Raw genomic sequence first — 17,225 nt, 5'->3', positions numbered from 1 at the left:
GGACAATGAGGTTTTTGCAAAAAACGGTCTGGCTGGGCTGCTTGCTGTTGCTGTGCCTGGGGCAGGCGCAGGCCGCTGCCAAGCCTGCGGATGACGACAAGGCGGCGCTGGCCTTGCTGGAAAAGGCCCTGGCCTATTACCACGACCAGGGCGATAAGGCCTTTGCCGCCTTCAGCCGCCAGGGCGAATTCGTCGAGAAGGATAAATACGTGTTCGTGGTCGACACCAAGGGCACCATGCTCGCCAGCGGCGGGCCTTCTGCGGCACTGATCGGCCGGGACGTCTCCGATGTGCTCGGCGATGACCTGCGCAAGGCGTTCAAGGACGCACTGAAGGTGCCGGAAGGTAACGGCATTCAGGTCGCCGAATACCGTTGGCAGAACTGGGCCGATGGCAAGGTCGAGCGTAAGCGCGTGTACTACCAGCGTATTGGTCAGCGCATTCTCGCGGTCGGCTACTACCTGCCACGAGCCTCAGCCGAACAGGCCAGGGCGTTGCTGGACAAGGCCGCGGCCAACCTGTCCAAGGACGAGAAAGGCACGCTCAAAGCGATCAACTCGCTGCAAGGCGGCTTCTTGCAGGACGATCTCTACGTGTTCGCGGTTGATCTCGACACCAAGCGCTATGTCGCCCATGGTACCAACCTAAGGTTGGTCAACACCGACTTCTCCAGGATCAAGGACCCGGAAGGCAAGCCGGTGGGGGAGCCGATCCTGTCGATGATGGCCAAGCAGGATCAGGAGGATTACGAGTACCGCTGGAAAAATCCGGTGACCGGCAAGGTCGAGGACAAGCACGCGTACCTGAAAAAAGTCGGACATCTATTGGTTGCGGTGGGGTATTACAGTCCGTTGTGATGGCGTTACCGCCTCAGCGCACGTTGTGCTCACGCCCGCGCAGCAACTGGTTGGGCATCGCAATCGCCGCCGCCAGCCCCAATAACGAAACCGCGGCGCTGACCATCAGCAAATGGCGGAAGGTCAGCAGCAACTCGCCACGCAAGGCCTGTTGCTCCGCGCCCGGCGCCGCGTTCAAGCCATCGAGCAGGACATTGCCCGAGCTGCCTTCCGCCACCAGCGCCGATCCCGCCAAGTGGGCAAAGCTGGAATCCTGCAACAGCGCCAGCAGCAGCGCCGACATCAAGGCCACGCCGACCGCGCCGCCAAGGGCGCGAAACAGGTTGGTGGTACTGGTGGCCACTCCTATGTCCCGTTGCTCGACGGCGTTTTGCGTGCCTACCAGCGAGGTCGGGAACTGCATGCCGGAGGCGATACCGCAGAGCAGCATGCACAGGCTGCTGAGCAACGTGGCTTGTGGCGCACTGAAGGCCATGCCGAGGATGGCGATCGGCATCAGCAGGGCGCCGGTGAGGATCATTGGTTTGTAGCGTCCGGTCACTGACGTTCGGCGCCCGGCGTAATAGGCGCCCATCGGCAAGCCCATCGCCAGCGGCAACAGGTGCAGCGCGGCGCTGTCGGCACCTGCGCCGGTCACGCTTTGAAAGCGCAGCGGCATCAGCACGATCAGCGAAATCGCCTGGAAACTGGTGAAGAAGATCGTGCACCAGCACAGCAACGCATTGCGATTGGCAAACAGGTGCAAAGGCAACAGCGGCTCGCGGAACCGCCGTTCGTGCCAAACGAACAGGGCCAGGCCCAGCAGCGCACAGGCCAGCAGCCCGAGCACTTCGGCGCTGTTCCAGGCGTACCCCTGACCGAACTCGGTGATGCCCAGCAACAAGGCACTCAGGCCGATGATCATCAGCACGGTCCCGAGATAGTCGATCACCGGTTTGCGTTGCGGTACTGGCAGGCCAACCAGCGTCCGATTGGCCACCAGCCAGGCGCCGAGGCCCAGCGGCAGGTTGATCAAGAACACCCAGCGCCACGACAGGTATTCGGTCATGTAGCCGCCAAGCACCGGCCCGGCCACGCTCGCCACCGCGTACATGCTGCTGAAATAGCCCTGGTAACGCCCGCGTTCGCGCGGTGGCACGATGTCACCGATGATCGCCTGGCTGACCGAAATCATCCCACCGGCACCGATGCCCTGGATGATCCGTGCCAGCACCAGTTGCTCCATGCTCTGCGCCAGGCCACACAGCAGCGAGGCCAGGGTGAACAGGCCCATGCCGAACAGCATCAATCTACGTCGGCCATACAGATCACCGAGTTTGCCGTAGATCGGTACGGCAACGGTCATCGCCACCATGTAGCCGGAGATCACCCAGGCCAGCAGGCTGACATCCTTGAACTGAGCGGAAATGGCCGGCATCGACACGGCAACGATGGTCTGGTCCAGCGCACCCAGAAAGATCGCCAGCATCAGGGCGATCAGCACGCTACGAACGGCGGGTTTGGCTGGGGCGGGAGGATTCAGGTGGGTCACGGGGAAACCTTGCGGGCGCTGATTGACCCGCAAGTGAAAGGCGAGCGGGGATGCTAGCCAGTGTAAGTCGATAGCAGGCTATTCGATAGCCTCGTAAGGAAGGCCGACGTAATTTTCCGCGATGGTCTTGCGTCCGGCCTCGGAGTCGACGAAGTACTCCAGTTCCGAATCGCTGATGCGCTGGCTGAAGGCGTCGCGATCTTCGAAGGTATGCAGCATCGACGTCAGCCACCAGGAGAAACGCTCGGCCTTCCACACCCGGCGCAGGCAGATTTCGGAGTAGCGCTCGAGCAGGTCAGTGCGCTCTTCGCGGTAGACCTTGAGCAGGATGTTGAACAGCGTGCTGACATCGCTGGCCGCCAGGTTCAGGCCCTTGGCCCCGGTCGGCGGGACAATGTGTGCGGCGTCGCCTACCAGGAACAGCCGTCCGTATTGCATCGGCTCGACGACAAAACTGCGCAGCGGCGCGATACTTTTCTCGATCGACGGCCCGGTTACGAGCGTCTCGGCCAGTTGAGCGGGCAGGCGGCGTTTCAGTTCGTCCCAGAAGCGCTGGTCGGACCAGTCCTCGACCTGCTCCCCGGTGGGTACTTGCAGGTAATAGCGGGTGCGGGTCGGTGAACGCATGCTGCACAGGGCAAAGCCGCGCTCGTGGCGGGCATAGACCAGCTCTTCGTGAACTGGCGGGGTATCGGCGAGGATCCCCAGCCAGCCGAAGGGGTACACGCGCTCGAAGACTTTCAGGCTGTCGGCGGGAATCGATTGCCGGGCCACGCCATGGAAACCGTCACAGCCGGCAATGTAGTCGCAGTCCAGGCGCCATTGTTCGCCACCCTGATCAAATGTCAGATAAGGCTCGGCGGATTTCATTCCGTGAGGCACGACGTTGCTGGCTTCGTAGAGGGTCACTGCTCCGGCTTGCTGACGAGCGGTCATCAGATCGCGGGTGACTTCGGTCTGACCGTAAATCATGACCTGCTTGCCGTCTGTCAGTGACTGCAGGTCGATATGCACCTGACGGTCTCCGAGTGCCAACTGGAAGCCGCCATGCAGCAGACCTTCGGCGTCCATGCGCTGGCTGACACCGGCCTGGCGCAACAAGTCGACCATGCCCTGTTCCAGAACACCGGCACGAATGCGTTGCTGGACGTATTCCGGAGTCTGGCGTTCAACGATCACGTTGCTGATGCCAGCGTTGTGCAGAAGTTGGCCGAGCAGCAGGCCAGAGGGGCCGGCGCCAATAATGGCAACCTGGGTTTTCAATGTTTTCATTGTTCTTATGACTCGCAAGCGGCACGCGGACAAAGCCGGTGCGTGGTTTTTATAAATCGAGTGCTTGCATTTTTCGCTTGTGAGTCTGTCAATTGAAGGTGAAAACTGAGCCAATACCTGTACATTTCGCCAATCGGGGCGATTATCGCCCGCTACGTTGAGGCCTGGACTGACGTTATGAACAAGCCTGCCCTTCCTTCGATTCCGGTGTTCAAGCTCTATGGAGAGAGTCTCGACTGGCCCACCCCGGATCTGCTGCATTGCGAAACCATTTCCCAGCGCAGTCGCGAGCATCAATGGAAAATCAAACCCCATCGTCACGCTGATTTATGCCAGTTGCTGTTTGTCTTCAAGGGCCAGGCCGAGCTGGAAATCGAAGGCCAGGTGACCCGGCTCGACCAGGCTGCGATCCAGATTTTGCCAGCGTTGTCGGTCCACGGCTTTCGTTTCAGCGAGGACATCGAGGGCTTCATCGTGACCCTGGCGGCGCCGCTGGTGGCACACCTGCAAGCGCAGTTAGGCAGCTCGGTAAACGCCCTGGCCCAGGCCGAAAGCTACCTGGCCGGCGATCAGGCGGAGTACCTGAACAGCCTGTTTTCCGCCCTGCAGAACGAATACACCGGGCATCAACCCGCGCGCGAAATGCTCATGCACTCGCTGGTCAGCGTGATCATGGTCTGGGTCAGCCGTCAGGTGATCCAGCGTCGGGCGGCCAGTCAACGGCCACAACGTGCCCGCGAATACCTCAACGGTTTTATTCAGTTGGTGGAAGAGACTTACCGTCAGCACGTGAAGGTCGAGGATCTGGCGCACCGCCTGGGGATTTCCGTGTCCCACCTCAACGGTACATGCCGCGAACTGGCAGGACAGCCGGCGCTGCAGATCATGCACGAACGGCAGTTGCTCGAAGCCAAGCGCATGCTGACCTACACCAGCATGACCATCTACGAGATGTCCGATGTGCTGGGCTTTTCTGACCCGACCAACTTCACCCGGCTGTTTCGCCGGCGGGTCGGCATGTCACCCAAGGCTTTTCGTGATCGGCTGAAAGCCGAGCATGGCCATCAGGAGTGATCTATCTCAAGGCATTCAGGGTCGCGTTGTGCGGGATGCACTGGTCGACCCCGCAACTGGCCGAGACTCTGGGCAGTTGCCGCGCCTGCTCGACTCGCCAGGCCGCGGTGCCATACAGCGCCAGGGTGGCGGTACAGGTAATCAAAATTGCCAGATAGCGTCTTGTTTTAATGCTCATGGCAGGAACCTCTGAACGAATACCCGCAGGTACTGTTATCAGCATAGGTCAGCCATGGCCGGTTGCCATGTACCGCGTCGGCGTTTGTAGCCAGGTATTCAGCCGGTTGATGAGGCGCGGCGCCTCACAGGCCTTTGTCCCAAAGTGGTTCTTCGGGAAAGCGCTGCACCAGGAAGTCCAACAGGCTGCGTAGCGCCGCCGGCATGTGTTTGCGTGAGGCATAGACTGCGTACATGTTCATCTGTCGTGGTTCGGCATTCGAGAGCAGGCGCACCAACTCGCCGTTGTGAATATGAACGAAGGCCTGGTAACTGGGCAGCATCGCCACCCCGGCGCCGGCCATGGCGGCACGCAGCAGGGTGCTGGCTTCATTGGCGCTGATGTTGCCCTGCACCGGCACCGAGACCTGCTCGCCGTCCTGCTGGAAATGCCAGAGGCTTTTGCCGAAGTAGGAGTGTGTCAGGCAGTTGTGCCGGCTCAGGTCCTCCACCCGCTGCGGCGCCGGATGCTCACGCAGGTAGGCGGGGGAGGCGCAGATCACCGAGCGACAAACGGTCAGGCGCCGGGCGATGAGGTTCGGGTCGAGGTCGTTGCTGGTGCGAATCGCCAGGTCGATGCGCTCGTCCACCAGATTGACGGTGCGGTCGAGCATCTGCAAGTCGACGCTGACCCCGGGGTATAGCTTGACGTAATCGGCCATGGCGTCGGCCAGTTGCGCCTGACCGAACGAGGTGCTGACGCTGATGCGCAGCAGCCCGCGCGGGGCGTCGTCCGGTTCGCGCACGGCAGCTCGCAGGTCGCTGGACAGTTCGAGCATTTGCCGACAGCGCGGCAGCACCTCGCTGCCAGCGGCGGTCAAGCTCAATTTGCGCGTGGTGCGGTGCATGAGACGAGCGCCGGTCCAGTCTTCCAGCTCCGCCAGGTAGCGCGAGACCACCGGTCGCGACAGCTCCAGATGATCGGCGGCAGCCGACTGGCTGCCGAGGTCGACCACGGTGACGAAGACGCGCATAGCTTGTAGACGATCCATGATTTGCCCGCTTTCAGAAACAAACTATGTTCAAGCATCGCATTTTTTGTACTGAGCCAGGCAACTAAGCTGTTCCCCATCGCCCATCACGACCCATCGTTTACGGAGCAACAGCATGATCGGATTCCCCCCTCTCAAGCGCCTACTGCTGGCTGCCAGCCTCTTTGGTTTTGCGGCACATGCACTGGCCAGCAGCGAATTGACCCTGGACGTCTATAACCCGGGGACCCACGCGATCTTCCCGGTCAGTTCGGTGCTGGTCAGCGGCGAGAAAGACGCGATCCTGGTGGACGCCCAATTCGGCAAGGCCCAGGCGCAACAGGTGGTGGAGAAAATCCGTGCCAGCGGCAAGCACCTGACCACCATCTACATCAGCCACGGTGACCCGGACTACTACTTTGGCCTGGACACCCTGACTGCCGCTTTCCCCGACGCCAAAGTGCTGGCCTCGCAGCCAACGGTGGAGCACATCAAGAAAACCGTCGACGGCAAAGTAGCGTTCTGGGGCCCGAAAATGGGCGCCGACAAGCCAGGCAAAACCATCGTGCCGGAGGTACTCCAGGGCCATAGCCTGACCCTGGAAGGCAAGACCCTGGAGGTCATTGGCCTGGACGGCAAGCAGCCGGATCGCAGCTTCGTCTGGATCCCGTCGATCAAGGCGGTGGTCGGTGGCGTGGTGGTCGCGGAAAACATTCACGTGTGGATGGCCGACACGCAAAGCGTGCAGTCTCATGCCGATTGGCTGACCACCCTGGACAGCATCAAGGCGCTGCAACCGAACACCCTGGTTCCCGGTCATTACCTCGGCGACAGCTCGCGTTCGTTGAAGGCGGTGCAGTTCACCGCCGACTACATCCGCGCGTTCGATGAAGAAACCGCCAAGGCCAGGAATTCCGCCGAGCTGATTGCGGCGATGAAAAAACGTTATCCGGGTCTGGGCGAGGAAAGCTCCCTGGAACTGAGCGCCAAAGTCGCCAAAGGCGAAATGCAGTGGTGAAAACGTTCTTTACCCACTTGAGTCACTGGAGAACTTTATGAGCAAAATCGCAATCATTGGTGCCACGGGCCGTGCCGGTAGCCAACTGTTGGAAGAAGCCTTGCGTCGCGGCCATAGCGTTACAGCCATTGCCCGTGACACGTCAAAACTCGGCGAGCGTGCGGGCGTGGTCAGCAAAAACGTCGACGTGCTCGATGCGCAGGCGTTGCAAGCGGCCGTGGCCGGTCATGATGTGGTCATCAGCGCGGCGCATTTCGCGACGATTCCTGCCAGCGCTGTGATCGGGCCGGTCAAGCAGGCTGGGGTCAAGCGTCTGCTGGTGGTCGGCGGTGCCGGGTCGCTGTTGCTGCCCGATGGTAGCCGGGTGATCGACGCGCCAAATTTCCCTGCCGAGTACAAGGCTGAAGCCAGTGCTGGCGCGCAGTTCCTCGAGGCCTTGCGTCAGGAGCAAGAGCTGGATTGGAGCTTCCTCTCTCCGTCGGCACTGTTCGTCGAAGGCGAGCGCCGTGGCACCTTCCGTCTGGGCAAGGAGCACTTGCTGGTGGATGGCGAAGGCCAGAGCCAGATCAGCTTCGCCGACTTCGCAATTGCCCTGCTCGATGAAGTGGAAAAACCGGTGCATTCGCGTCAGCGTTTCACCGTCGGCTACTGACTGACCTCAGCGCGACTGCGCCTGCACCACCAACCAGTCGAGCAACTCGCGCAACCTGGGCGAAGGCCCGGGTTTGTGCGGGAACACCAGGTAGTACGCCAGCCCGGTGCGCACTTTCAAATCAAAAGGCATGACCAGCCGTCCGGCACTCAGGTCATCGCCGATCAACGACCAATCACCAATCGCCACCCCCGTGCCCTGTGATGCCACCGACATCGCCAGATCGAGGGTTTCGAAGTTCTGGCCCCTGCCCACGGTGCTGAGATTGACCTCGGCCGCCTTGAGCCAGGCTTTCCAGTCACGCTGATCGCGGGTTGGATGCAGCAGCAGATGGCGCTCGAGATCCGCCGGGCTGCGCAGCGGTACGGGACCGTCCAGCAGCGGCTGGGAGCAGACCGGTGTCAGCTGTTCGTCGAACAGCCGCAGTGACGCCAGCGCACCATCCGGTGGCGCGCCGTACACCACTGCGGCGTCGAATTCTTCGCGATGGAAATCGATCCCGTGTTGCACCGTGGTGGTCAGCTCCACTGGCACATCCGGGCGTTCTTTCTGCCATTGCAGCAAGCGCGGCAACAGCCAACGCATGACGCAAGTCGGTGCCTTGAGTTGCAGGGTGTCGCGGTGCGCGCCGACCTGTTCCACCGCCTCATCAATCAAGCCGAACACCTGCTGGATTCGCGGCAGCCATTCCAGACCTTCAGCGGTCAGACTCAAGCCCCGGGCCTGGCGATGAAACAGTGCGTAGCCCAAGTGCTCTTCCAGCCCACCGATCTGTCGGCTCACCGCACCCTGGGTGATATGCAACTGCTCAGCCGCCCGGGTGAAATTGCAGCACTGGGCAGTGATCAGGAAGGTGTGCAGGGCGGGCAGGGGTGGAAGTCGTTTCATGGGACGCCAAGGCATGAGGTGAGGACATGGCGAGTATGACTTTTTATCGATTGTTGCGGCTACCCGCGGACCGTTCCAATAACGCCATGACTGAACTCCGCCGCGCAGTTGTGAGTGCCGCGCGGGGTCAGCGTCTCAACGAACAAGAAGGCAAAAGACATGGCGACGTGCGGCGAAGTATTGGTCAAGTTACTCGAAGGCTACGGGGTCGAGCAGGTGTTCGGCATTCCCGGGGTGCATACCGTCGAGCTGTATCGTGGGCTGGCCCGTTCGAGCATCAACCATGTCACCCCGCGCCACGAACAGGGCGCCGGTTTCATGGCCGACGGCTATGCGCGCACCAGCGGCAAACCGGGTGTGTGCTTCATCATCACCGGCCCGGGTATGACCAATATCACCACCGCCATGGGCCAGGCTTATGCTGACTCGATCCCGATGCTGGTGATCTCCAGTGTGCAGTCGCGTAGCCAGTTGGGCGGCGGTCGCGGCAAGCTGCATGAGCTGCCGAACCAAGGCGCACTGGTGGCGGGCGTGGCGGCGTTCTCCCACACGCTGATGTCGGCGGCCGAATTGCCGGCGGTGCTGGCCCGCGCTTTTGCCCTGTTCCAGGCCGGTCGTCCGCGCCCGGTGCACATCGAGATCCCGCTGGATGTGTTGGTGGAAGACGCCGATGCGCTGCTGTCCAGCCAACCCGTCAGCATCGCCCGCGCCGGTGCCGCACCATCGGCCGTGGCACGTATGAGCGAGCTGCTGGCCAATGCCAAGCGTCCGTTGATTCTCGCCGGTGGCGGGGCAATCGATGCCGCGCCTGAACTGACGCGTCTGGCCGAACAGCTGGAAGCACCGGTGGCCTTGACCATCAATGCCAAAGGCATGTTGCCGTCCAGTCACCCGCTGCTGATCGGTTCGACCCAGACTCTGGTGGCTACCCGTGCCCTGGTGGCGGACGCTGACGTGGTCCTGGCGATCGGCACCGAGCTGGCGGAAACCGACTACGACGTGACCTTCGCCGGCGGCTTCGAGATTCCCGGCACGTTGCTGCGTGTCGACATCGATCCGGACCAGACGGTGCGCAACTACACACCGCAAGTGGCATTGGTCGCTGATGCACAAAGCGCTGCCCAGGCCTTGCTCGACGGTATTGCCAAGCACCCGTTGGCGCCACGCACTGCTGATTGGGGGCCGACCCGAGCGGCCAGCCTGCGCACCGAACTGGCGACCCTGTGGGATGCGCCGACCCAGGCCCAGACCCTGTTTTTGCAGACCGTGCAGGACACCCTGCCCGAGGCGGTGTTCGTCGGCGATTCGACCCAACCGGTGTACACCGGCAACCTGACCTTCAACCCGGAACGCCCACGGCGCTGGTTCAACTCGTCCACCGGCTACGGCACCCTTGGCTACGCACTGCCAGCCGCAATCGGCGCGTGGCTCGGTGGCGGCAGCAGCCGTGACAATCGCCCGCCGGTGGTGTGTCTGATCGGCGACGGCGGCCTGCAGTTCACCTTGCCGGAACTGGCCAGCGCCGTCGAGGCGCGCACGCCGGTGATCGTCCTGCTGTGGAATAACCAGGGCTACGAAGAGATCAAGAAATACATGGTCAACCGTGCCATCGAACCGGTTGGCGTCGACATCTATACCCCGGATTTCATCACCGTGGCCAAGGGCCTGGGTTGCGCTGCGTTGGCAGTCGATGGCGTGGACGAACTGCGTCAGGCCTTGCGTGCCGCTGTCGATCGCCAGGGCCCAAGCCTGATTGAAATCGACCAGAACCAGTGGATGCAGGCGGTGTCGGCATGAGCTTCCCGATCAATCTGGACGGACTCTACATCGATGGCCAATGGTCGGCGGGCGCCGAGCACTTGCGGGTGATCAACCCGGCCACCGAAGCCCTGCTGACCACGGTCAACGGCGGTGATGAGCACGCGGTCGACCAGGCGGTGAGCGCCGCCAGTGCTGCGTTTGCCGACTGGTCGAACAGCACCGGCGCCGAGCGCGGGGCGATCCTGCGGGCGATTGCCAGCGGTGTTCAGGCACGCCGCGAACGGCTGATGTTTTTGCAGTCGAGCAACAACGGCAAACCACAGTTCGAAGCCGGCATCGACGTCGACGATGTGATCGCCACTTTCGAGTACTACGCCGGCCTGGCTGAAAGCCTCGACGCTAGTCAGGACCGCGAGGTGCCACTGCCCAGCGACGAGTTCGCCGCGCGGGTGCGTCGTGAACCCTGCGGTGTGGTCGGGCTGATCGTGCCGTGGAATTTCCCCATGGTCACCACCGCATGGAAGCTCGCGCCGGCGCTGGCTGCCGGATGCTGCGTGGTACTCAAACCGTCGGAAGTCACGCCGCTGCCGGAGCTGGAACTGGCGGCGATCATCGCCGAGAGTGGCTTACCCAAAGGCGTGTTCAACCTGGTCTGCGGTACGGGGCTGGCGGTCGGTGCGCCGCTGTCCGGCGATCCCCGGCTGGCGAAGATTTCATTTACCGGCAGTAATGCGGTCGGGGTCCAGGTCATGCAGCGCGCGGCGGAAACCGTCAAGGGCGTGAGCCTGGAGCTGGGCGGTAAATCCTCGCTGCTGGTGATGGCCGATGCCGACCTCGACCTGGCCGTGGAACTGGCCAGCGGGGGCGGATTTTTCAACGCCGGACAGATGTGTTCCGCCACCAGCCGGGTGCTGGTGGCCGACGAGTTGGCGGACGAATTCCTCCAGCGCTTGAAGGCTCGCGCCGAGGCTATCCGGGTCGCGGATCCGTTCGCGGCTGACGTGGAAATGGGCGCGCTGGTTAATCAGGCGCAGTACCAGCGGGTGCTCGGCCACATCGATCGCGGCCTGAGCGCCGGGGCCAGATTGGTGTGCGGTGGCGGGCGTCCGGCGGACCTGCCACGTGGCTACTTTTTGCAGCCGACGATTTTCAGTGAAGTGCCTCTGGACAGTGCGTTGTGGTGCGAAGAGATCTTCGGCCCGGTGCTCTGTGTGCGCAGTTTTGCCAGTGAACAGGAGGCTATCGCCTTGGCCAACGACAGCCCTTTCGGTCTGGTGGCCAGTGTGGTCAGTGGCGATCCGCACAACGCCGAGCGCATCGCCAATGCCCTGCAGGCAGGGTTGGTGTGGATCAACGCGCCGCAGGTGATCTTCCCGCAGACCGCCTGGGGCGGCTACAAGCAGAGCAGCATCGGTCGCGAATTGGGGCCGTGGGGCTTGCAGGCATTTCAGGAAATCAAGCACGTGGTCCGCGCCATTTGAGTGCCGTGCATGCCTGCTCGCCAGGCATGCATCGGCGACATGGCTCCAATGATTTTTTATCGATTGTTGCGCGTTTTGCAGGCCCTCAGGATGTGCCTGCGGATGCCGCCAGAGCCCCTGCAACACCGGGCCTGGCAGCGGATTGGAGATGCGCTCGCAAGGGATGCAGCCACCTTATACCTACAACAATAAAGGGAGTCCTCCATGGGCCAGCATGACCTGAACAGAAGGCAATTCATCAAGACCGTGGGTGTCGCTTCGGTCGCTGCGGCGGCCATGAGCATGCCGTTTATCCGTGCCAGTGCCAGCGACACACGCTTCCAGGGCAAGACCCTGCGGCTGTTGACCTGGTCGGACGACACCGGGCTGGCGGCGCTGCGCAACATTGCTGCGACTTTCGAAGCCAAGACCGGTGCCAAGGTGATCGCCGACCGCACCGGCAGCACCTCGGAAATGGTCGCCAAACTCAAGGCCGGTGGCGATCGTCCGCAATACGACATCATCACCCTGGCCGGGGTCGGCGCCGAAGGTCTGGCCGCCGCCGGGCTGCTGGAAAAACCCGACCTCAATCGCATCCCCAACCTGCTCGACGTGCCGGAGAAATACCGCACCGGCGCCGGTGGACACGGCATCGGCTACCTGCTGTGGTGCAACAGCCTGGTCTACAGCACCCGTACCCTGCAGGAGGTGCCGAGCAGCTACGCCGCGCTGTGGGATGCCGACCTGGCGCCAAACATCTTCCTGCCGCCACCGAACTGGACCGAGGCCATGGACCTGATCATTATTGCCGCGAAACTCGCAGGTGGTGACGAACACAACATCGAGCCGGGCTTCAAGAAGCTCGCCGAGCTCAAGGATCGGGTGGTGACCCTGGGCGAAAACCCCAACCAGATCGCCGAACTGTTTCGCACCGGCTCGCTGGACATGGGCGGCCTGTACGCCCCGGCGTTCTTCCCGAAACAGATCCGCGATCCGGCCTATGGCCTGGGTGCCACCTTCGGTATGAAGGAAGGCTTCTACACCGACCTGATGCTCTCGGTGATGCCGAAGAATCGTCCCGGCGATACCGACCTGGCCTACGCCTTTATCGACCATTCGCTGGACCCGCTGGTCCAGGGCAAAATGGCCGAAGACATCTTCAACGGCCCGGTCAACGCCAAGGCAATCATCTCCGCCGAAGCGCGCAAGAGCCCGTACATCCTGACGCCGGAGCAGATCGCCGAGAAGGCGATCATGCACGACAACGCCTTCCTGGCGAGCGTGCATGACCAATGGATTCGTCGTTACACGGAAATCTTTTCTTCCTGATTGACGAACACAGGATCTTCAAACACTGAAGATCCTCTGTGGGAGCAGCCCGGGCGGCGCTCCCACAAGGGGACCCATGCGTCTGGAGGTCTTTTGTTCATCAGCCGCTTTCCATTGACGAGACCTTTGCTATGGAACACCAACCCCTGACCCACGTGGTGAGTGTTGCCCCCGTGCGCGCGACATCCGGCTTTTCGCCCACCACCCGCGCCTGGTTTTTCCTTTCGCCCTCGATGCTGTTTCTCGGCGTATTGATCGCCGCCAGCCTGCTGGTGCTGCGCATGAGCGTGGGCACCAAGGGCGCCGAGTGGAGCGGATTCAGCCTCGCCAGTTATGCCCAACTGCTGGAACCGTATTACCTCAAGTCGTTGCTGTTGACCCTGCGCCTGGCGCTGATCAGTGCGGTGATCGCCGTGCTGCTGGCGATTCCGGTGGCGTACACCATGTCGCGCCTGACCTCGCCCTTCGTGCGACGGATCTTTCTCGCCGCGGTGCTGTTGCCGCTGCTGGTCAACCTGTTGCTGCAAAGCTACGGCTGGCTGGTGATTCTCGGGCCGGGCGGGATGCTCAACCAGGCGCTGATGGGCCTGGGGTTGATCAAGCGACCGATCATGCTGCTGTACAACCAGAACGGCGTGTTGATGGGCCTGGTGCAGACCGCCTTCCCCTTGGCCGTGCTGCCGATTGCCAGCGCCATGCGCGGGGTGTCGCGCAGTTACGAAGAGGCCGCCGCAACCCTCGGTGCCAGCCGCCTGCAGGTGTTCCGTCAGGTGGTGCTGCCGATGAGCCTGCCGGGGATCATCACCGGCGCGACCCTGGTGTTCGCCTACAACGCCAGCAGCTTCGTCGTGCCCTTGCTGCTCGGTGGCCGCCGAGTGCCGATGCTTGCGGTGATGGTGCACGACCAGATCGCGCCGCTGATGAACTGGCCCGCCGCCTCCGCCGCCGGGGTGGTGCTGATCGTCACCACGTTGGCGATCATGACCTTCTCCGAATACATCACTGGCCGTCGTCGGCGCCTGCTGGAGACTTCGCAATGAGCACCCTGATCAAAAAGCGTCAGTCGCTGCTGCCCGGCGACAGCGGCAAGTTCGCCGGGATCCTCTCGGGCTTCATCCTGCTGCTGGCGGTATTGCCGATCCTGACCATGATCGTCATGTCCTTCAGTGGCGCCTCCAACCTCGACTTCCCGCCAAGCAGCTACAGCCTGCAATGGTACAAGGCGGCCTGGCACACCTTCGTTTCACCGGACGCCAGCGATGTGCTGAGCCTGGGCAAGGCGATGACCACCAGCCTCATGGTGTCGTGCCTGACCATGGTCTTTGCCACGCTGATTGCGGTGCCCGCAGCCTATGCCCTGACTCGCTGCGAGTTCCGCGGCAAGGCCGTGGCCCTGCAACTGATGTCGCTGCCACTGGTGTTCCCGATGGTGGTGCTGGGCCTGGCCCTGCTGCTGGTGTTCGACAGCCTGCCGTTCCAGATGACCACCTCGCGTCTGGTGATCGCCCACGTAATCCTGGCGTTGCCGTTCGTGGTGAAAAACTGCACGGCGGCGATGCTGTCGATCGGCACCGAGGTCGAAGAGGCCGCTCAGATGCTCGGCGCCTCGCCGACCCGGGCGATGTTCGATGTGGTGGTGCCGCTGATGAAATCGGGGATCCTCGCCGGGATGCTGCTGGCGTTCATCGTCTCGTTCAACGAATTCACCGTGACCTACTTCCTCTACACCATCGATGTGATGACGGTGCCGATCTGGATGTACAGCCGCACCGTGTCCTCGCTGGACCCCACCGTATTTTCCTTTGCCGTGCTCATTGTGCTGATCGACTTCGTCCTGATTTGGGCGTTGGAGAAGCTGGTGGGTGAAGGCGGCGTTTCGTTTTGATGCTGGAGGTGATGTACATGACTGGTCTGATTCTGGAAAACGTCGAAAAGCACTACGGCTCGGCCTGCGCGGTCAAGGACGTCAACCTGCACCTGCCCGAGGGCAAGCTGGTGTGTTTTCTCGGGCCTTCGGGCTGCGGCAAAACCACCTTGCTGCGGATGATCGCCGGCCTGGAAACCCTGAGTGGCGGGGAAATTCGCCTGGACGGCGAAGACATCGGCAACACCCCGGCACATCAGCGCAATTTCGGCATGGTGTTTCAATCCCTGGCGCTGTTCCCGCACATGAGCGTGGGCGAGAACATCGCTTATCCGTTGAAATTGCGCGGCGTGAGCAAGGCCGAGCAGCAGGCGCGGGTGGTGGAGTTGCTGGAGCTGATCCAGCTGCAAGCGATGATCAATCGCCCGGTGGCCAAGTTGTCCGGCGGCCAGCGCCAGCGTGTAGCGATTGCCAGGGCGATCGCCTCACACCCAAAAATCCTGCTGCTCGACGAGCCGCTGTCGGCGCTCGACGCCAAGCTGCGCGAGTCGATGCAGGTGGAAATCCGCCAACTGCAGCAACGGCTGAACATCACCACCATCATGGTCACTCACGACCAGCGTGAAGCCATGACCATGGCCGATATCGTGGTCGTCCTGGGTGAGCATCGGATCCAGCAGATCGGCACGCCGATCGAGATCTACCGGCATCCGGCCAACGAGTTTGTCGCGGATTTCATCGGTTCCGGCAACATCTTCCCGGCCACGGTGCTGGGTAACGGCAGGGTCAGTCTGCCGGGTGGTGATGCGCTGCAAGTGCCGATCTGCAGCAGCATTGTGGCCGGGGAAAAAGTGAAGATGCTGATTCGTCCGGAAGACCTGCAACTGTCGGCGCCACAGGCCACGGCCGGCAATCGGTTGTTGGGCAAGGTGACGTTTGTGCGCGATATCGGCGCGACCATCGAGACCACGGTGGAGTGTTCCGGGGTGTCGTTTACGGCGCTGAGTACGCCGTGTCAGGGGATTGGTTTGGGTATTGGCAATCCGGTGTCGGTGACCTTGCCGGTGGAGGCGTGTCGGGTGCTCGGGGCCTGATCCGGATTTTAGGGTGTTATTGCTGGCCTCATCGCGAGCAGCGGAACGCCGCCCGGGCTGCTCCTACAGGTTTTGTGTTCACCACTAACTATTGTAGGAGCGAGCCTGCTCGCGATGGGGCCGGTACTGCTTGCAAAGAAACCAGATCAAACCGACAGCCGCAACCGCGCCAGATCCCGCAACGGCGGGGCGCCGAACAGCCGGCTGTATTCGCGGCTGAACTGCGAGGGGCTTTCGTAGCCGACCCGGTAACCAGCGGCCGAGGCGTCGAGACCTTCGGCCAGCATCAACCGCCGTGCCTCTTGCAGGCGCAGTTGCTTCTGATACTGCAGCGGGCTCATGGCGGTCATTGCCTTGAAACGATGGTGCAGGGTCGACACGCTGAGGTTCACTTCCCTGGCCAGGTCGTCGATGCGCAGCGGCTGCTCGTAGTTGCCGTTGAGCCATTTGATCGCCTGGCTGATGCGATGACTCTGGCTATTGGCAATCGCGATTTCGTACAGCCGATGGCCCTGGGGACTGCGCAGCAGACGATAGAGAATTTCGCGGCGTATCAGCGGCGCCAGCATGGCGATGTCTTTCGGCGTGTCCAGCAGGCGCGCCAGGCGCAGCACTGCGTCGAGCATTGGCTGATCCAACTGCTCGACATACAAGCCGCGCCCGGCGGGACGGGTGGGCACGCCGAGGGGGCCCGCGTCGGCGATCAAGGCGGTGATTTCCGCCGGGTCGATGTCCAGGCGTACGGCGAGGATCGGCGCCTCGGGCGAAACGTCCACAATCTGCCCGCTGAGGGGCATTGACACCGAGACCACCAGGTAGTTGAGCGGGTCGTAGTCGAACACCTCGTCCACCAGCCGCACTTGCTTGCGACCCTGGGCCATGATGCACAGCGCTGGTTGTGCAAGCACCGGGGCAAAGGTGTGGGGTTGGCTGTGGCGCGAAAGGATCAATGAACTGATGGCGGTGGCATAGCTGCCGTCCTCGCAGGTGTTGCGACGGATAATTACCGAGAGCTCCTCGCGCTGCTTTTCCATGTTGGCGTCCAGCGGGGCATGGATGCATTCCTGGGATGACATGGGTGCTCCTCGGCAAGGCAGGTGACAGAGGTATAGCTTAAATTTGTGCAAGATCGGGTGGTAGGCAGATCCTGTCGCAATCTTGCCTGATTCTGCTGGAACAAGAGATCTGCTGCATGGAACAGCCGTAACAGGCAGTGGAGGTTGCTTGAAACGCTACTG

16 protein-coding genes are annotated in these 17,225 nt (G+C 62.1%); 10 read left to right on the top strand and 6 right to left on the bottom strand.

The window, feature by feature from the left end; translation table 11 throughout:
• Nucleotides 1-5 precede the first annotated feature (5 nt).
• Nucleotides 6-857 carry a cache domain-containing protein gene (locus KW062_RS23375; RefSeq protein WP_105753897.1) on the top strand — a complete coding sequence of 284 codons (852 nt, stop codon included), beginning with the start codon at nt 6-8 and terminating at the stop codon, nt 855-857.
• Between the two features lie 13 nt (nt 858-870).
• On the opposite strand, the gene KW062_RS23370 is transcribed toward KW062_RS23375, so the two are convergent.
• Nucleotides 871-2,388, bottom strand: a complete 1,518-nt coding sequence (locus tag KW062_RS23370; RefSeq protein ID WP_105753896.1) for an MDR family MFS transporter — start codon at nt 2,386-2,388, stop codon at nt 871-873.
• A 78-nt stretch (nt 2,389-2,466) separates the two neighbouring features.
• Complete coding sequence (gene pobA, locus KW062_RS23365; RefSeq protein ID WP_027619768.1) at nt 2,467-3,660, bottom strand: 4-hydroxybenzoate 3-monooxygenase; 1,194 nt, start codon at nt 3,658-3,660, stop codon at nt 2,467-2,469.
• Between the two features lie 177 nt (nt 3,661-3,837).
• On the opposite strand from pobA, the gene KW062_RS23360 reads away from it, so the two are divergent.
• The gene (locus KW062_RS23360) at nt 3,838-4,734 is read left to right on the top strand and encodes a helix-turn-helix domain-containing protein (protein ID WP_027619769.1); all 897 of its coding nucleotides are present in this window, start codon (nt 3,838-3,840) and stop codon (nt 4,732-4,734) included.
• Between the two features lies 1 nt (nt 4,735).
• On the opposite strand, the gene KW062_RS23355 is transcribed toward KW062_RS23360, so the two are convergent.
• Together KW062_RS23355 and KW062_RS23350 are read right to left on the bottom strand one after the other, a co-directional pair.
• Nucleotides 4,736-4,912, bottom strand: coding sequence for a hypothetical protein (locus KW062_RS23355; RefSeq protein ID WP_177327260.1), 177 nt, complete (start codon nt 4,910-4,912; stop codon nt 4,736-4,738).
• Nucleotides 4,913-5,036: 124 nt separating this feature from the next.
• Complete coding sequence (locus tag KW062_RS23350; RefSeq protein WP_105753895.1) at nt 5,037-5,942, bottom strand: LysR family transcriptional regulator; 906 nt, start codon at nt 5,940-5,942, stop codon at nt 5,037-5,039.
• Nucleotides 5,943-6,057: 115 nt separating this feature from the next.
• Between KW062_RS23350 and KW062_RS23345 the strand changes: the two genes are divergently transcribed.
• Nucleotides 6,058-6,939 (top strand): MBL fold metallo-hydrolase, encoded by an 882-nt coding sequence (locus KW062_RS23345; RefSeq protein ID WP_105753894.1) that lies wholly within the window; start codon nt 6,058-6,060, stop codon nt 6,937-6,939.
• Nucleotides 6,940-6,976: 37 nt separating this feature from the next.
• Complete coding sequence (locus tag KW062_RS23340) at nt 6,977-7,591, top strand: NAD(P)-dependent oxidoreductase (RefSeq protein WP_027619772.1); 615 nt, start codon at nt 6,977-6,979, stop codon at nt 7,589-7,591.
• Between the two features lie 6 nt (nt 7,592-7,597).
• On the opposite strand, the gene KW062_RS23335 is transcribed toward KW062_RS23340, so the two are convergent.
• Complete coding sequence (locus KW062_RS23335) at nt 7,598-8,479, bottom strand: LysR substrate-binding domain-containing protein (RefSeq protein WP_105753893.1); 882 nt, start codon at nt 8,477-8,479, stop codon at nt 7,598-7,600.
• A 159-nt stretch (nt 8,480-8,638) separates the two neighbouring features.
• On the opposite strand from KW062_RS23335, the gene KW062_RS23330 reads away from it, so the two are divergent.
• The 6 genes from KW062_RS23330 to KW062_RS23305 all read left to right on the top strand — a co-directional run bounded on the left by KW062_RS23330 (nt 8,639) and on the right by KW062_RS23305 (nt 15,987).
• A complete protein-coding gene (locus KW062_RS23330) occupies nt 8,639-10,276 on the top strand; it encodes a 5-guanidino-2-oxopentanoate decarboxylase (protein WP_027619774.1) in 1,638 nt (545 codons plus the stop codon).
• Nucleotides 10,273-11,721 carry an aldehyde dehydrogenase family protein gene (locus KW062_RS23325; protein WP_027619775.1) on the top strand — a complete coding sequence of 483 codons (1,449 nt, stop codon included), beginning with the start codon at nt 10,273-10,275 and terminating at the stop codon, nt 11,719-11,721. The genes KW062_RS23330 and KW062_RS23325 overlap by 4 nt, the downstream gene beginning before the upstream one ends.
• A 204-nt stretch (nt 11,722-11,925) precedes the next feature.
• Nucleotides 11,926-13,029: an ABC transporter substrate-binding protein gene (locus tag KW062_RS23320; protein WP_027619776.1), complete on the top strand. Its 1,104-nt coding sequence runs from the start codon at nt 11,926-11,928 to the stop codon at nt 13,027-13,029.
• Between the two features lie 131 nt (nt 13,030-13,160).
• Nucleotides 13,161-14,069 carry an ABC transporter permease gene (locus KW062_RS23315; RefSeq protein WP_105753891.1) on the top strand — a complete coding sequence of 303 codons (909 nt, stop codon included), beginning with the start codon at nt 13,161-13,163 and terminating at the stop codon, nt 14,067-14,069.
• On the top strand, nt 14,066-14,914 hold the full coding sequence (locus KW062_RS23310; RefSeq protein ID WP_027619778.1) for an ABC transporter permease: 849 nt from the start codon (nt 14,066-14,068) through the stop codon (nt 14,912-14,914). The genes KW062_RS23315 and KW062_RS23310 overlap by 4 nt, the downstream gene beginning before the upstream one ends.
• A gap of 17 nt (nt 14,915-14,931) precedes the next feature.
• On the top strand, nt 14,932-15,987 hold the full coding sequence (locus KW062_RS23305; protein WP_027619779.1) for an ABC transporter ATP-binding protein: 1,056 nt from the start codon (nt 14,932-14,934) through the stop codon (nt 15,985-15,987).
• A 146-nt stretch (nt 15,988-16,133) separates the two neighbouring features.
• On the opposite strand, the gene KW062_RS23300 is transcribed toward KW062_RS23305, so the two are convergent.
• Entirely contained in the window at nt 16,134-17,063 is a 930-nt protein-coding gene (locus KW062_RS23300) for an AraC family transcriptional regulator (protein ID WP_105753890.1), read from the bottom strand.
• Nucleotides 17,064-17,225: the final 162 nt, after the last annotated feature.

Origin of the sequence: Pseudomonas fluorescens (assembly GCF_019212185.1) — a bacterium.
Taxonomy (GTDB): Bacteria; Pseudomonadota; Gammaproteobacteria; order Pseudomonadales; family Pseudomonadaceae; genus Aquipseudomonas.
This window is presented reverse-complemented; position numbering and strand designations above follow the sequence as displayed.

Bases quoted from the DNA above. Each gene is read 5' to 3' on its own strand.
- KW062_RS23375 (WP_105753897.1), top strand. From the start codon at position 6: ATGAGGTTTTTGCAAAAAACGGTCTGGCTGGGCTGCTTGCTGTTGCTG.
- pobA (WP_027619768.1), bottom strand. From the start codon at position 3,660: ATGAAAACATTGAAAACCCAGGTTGCCATTATTGGCGCCGGCCCCTCT.
- KW062_RS23360 (WP_027619769.1), top strand. From the start codon at position 3,838: ATGAACAAGCCTGCCCTTCCTTCGATTCCGGTGTTCAAGCTCTATGGA.
- KW062_RS23355 (WP_177327260.1), bottom strand. From the start codon at position 4,912: ATGAGCATTAAAACAAGACGCTATCTGGCAATTTTGATTACCTGTACC.
- KW062_RS23350 (WP_105753895.1), bottom strand. From the start codon at position 5,942: ATGGATCGTCTACAAGCTATGCGCGTCTTCGTCACCGTGGTCGACCTC.
- KW062_RS23345 (WP_105753894.1), top strand. From the start codon at position 6,058: ATGATCGGATTCCCCCCTCTCAAGCGCCTACTGCTGGCTGCCAGCCTC.
- KW062_RS23340 (WP_027619772.1), top strand. From the start codon at position 6,977: ATGAGCAAAATCGCAATCATTGGTGCCACGGGCCGTGCCGGTAGCCAA.
- KW062_RS23335 (WP_105753893.1), bottom strand. From the start codon at position 8,479: ATGAAACGACTTCCACCCCTGCCCGCCCTGCACACCTTCCTGATCACT.
- KW062_RS23330 (WP_027619774.1), top strand. From the start codon at position 8,639: ATGGCGACGTGCGGCGAAGTATTGGTCAAGTTACTCGAAGGCTACGGG.
- KW062_RS23325 (WP_027619775.1), top strand. From the start codon at position 10,273: ATGAGCTTCCCGATCAATCTGGACGGACTCTACATCGATGGCCAATGG.
- KW062_RS23320 (WP_027619776.1), top strand. From the start codon at position 11,926: ATGGGCCAGCATGACCTGAACAGAAGGCAATTCATCAAGACCGTGGGT.
- KW062_RS23315 (WP_105753891.1), top strand. From the start codon at position 13,161: ATGGAACACCAACCCCTGACCCACGTGGTGAGTGTTGCCCCCGTGCGC.
- KW062_RS23310 (WP_027619778.1), top strand. From the start codon at position 14,066: ATGAGCACCCTGATCAAAAAGCGTCAGTCGCTGCTGCCCGGCGACAGC.
- KW062_RS23305 (WP_027619779.1), top strand. From the start codon at position 14,932: ATGACTGGTCTGATTCTGGAAAACGTCGAAAAGCACTACGGCTCGGCC.
- KW062_RS23300 (WP_105753890.1), bottom strand. From the start codon at position 17,063: ATGTCATCCCAGGAATGCATCCATGCCCCGCTGGACGCCAACATGGAA.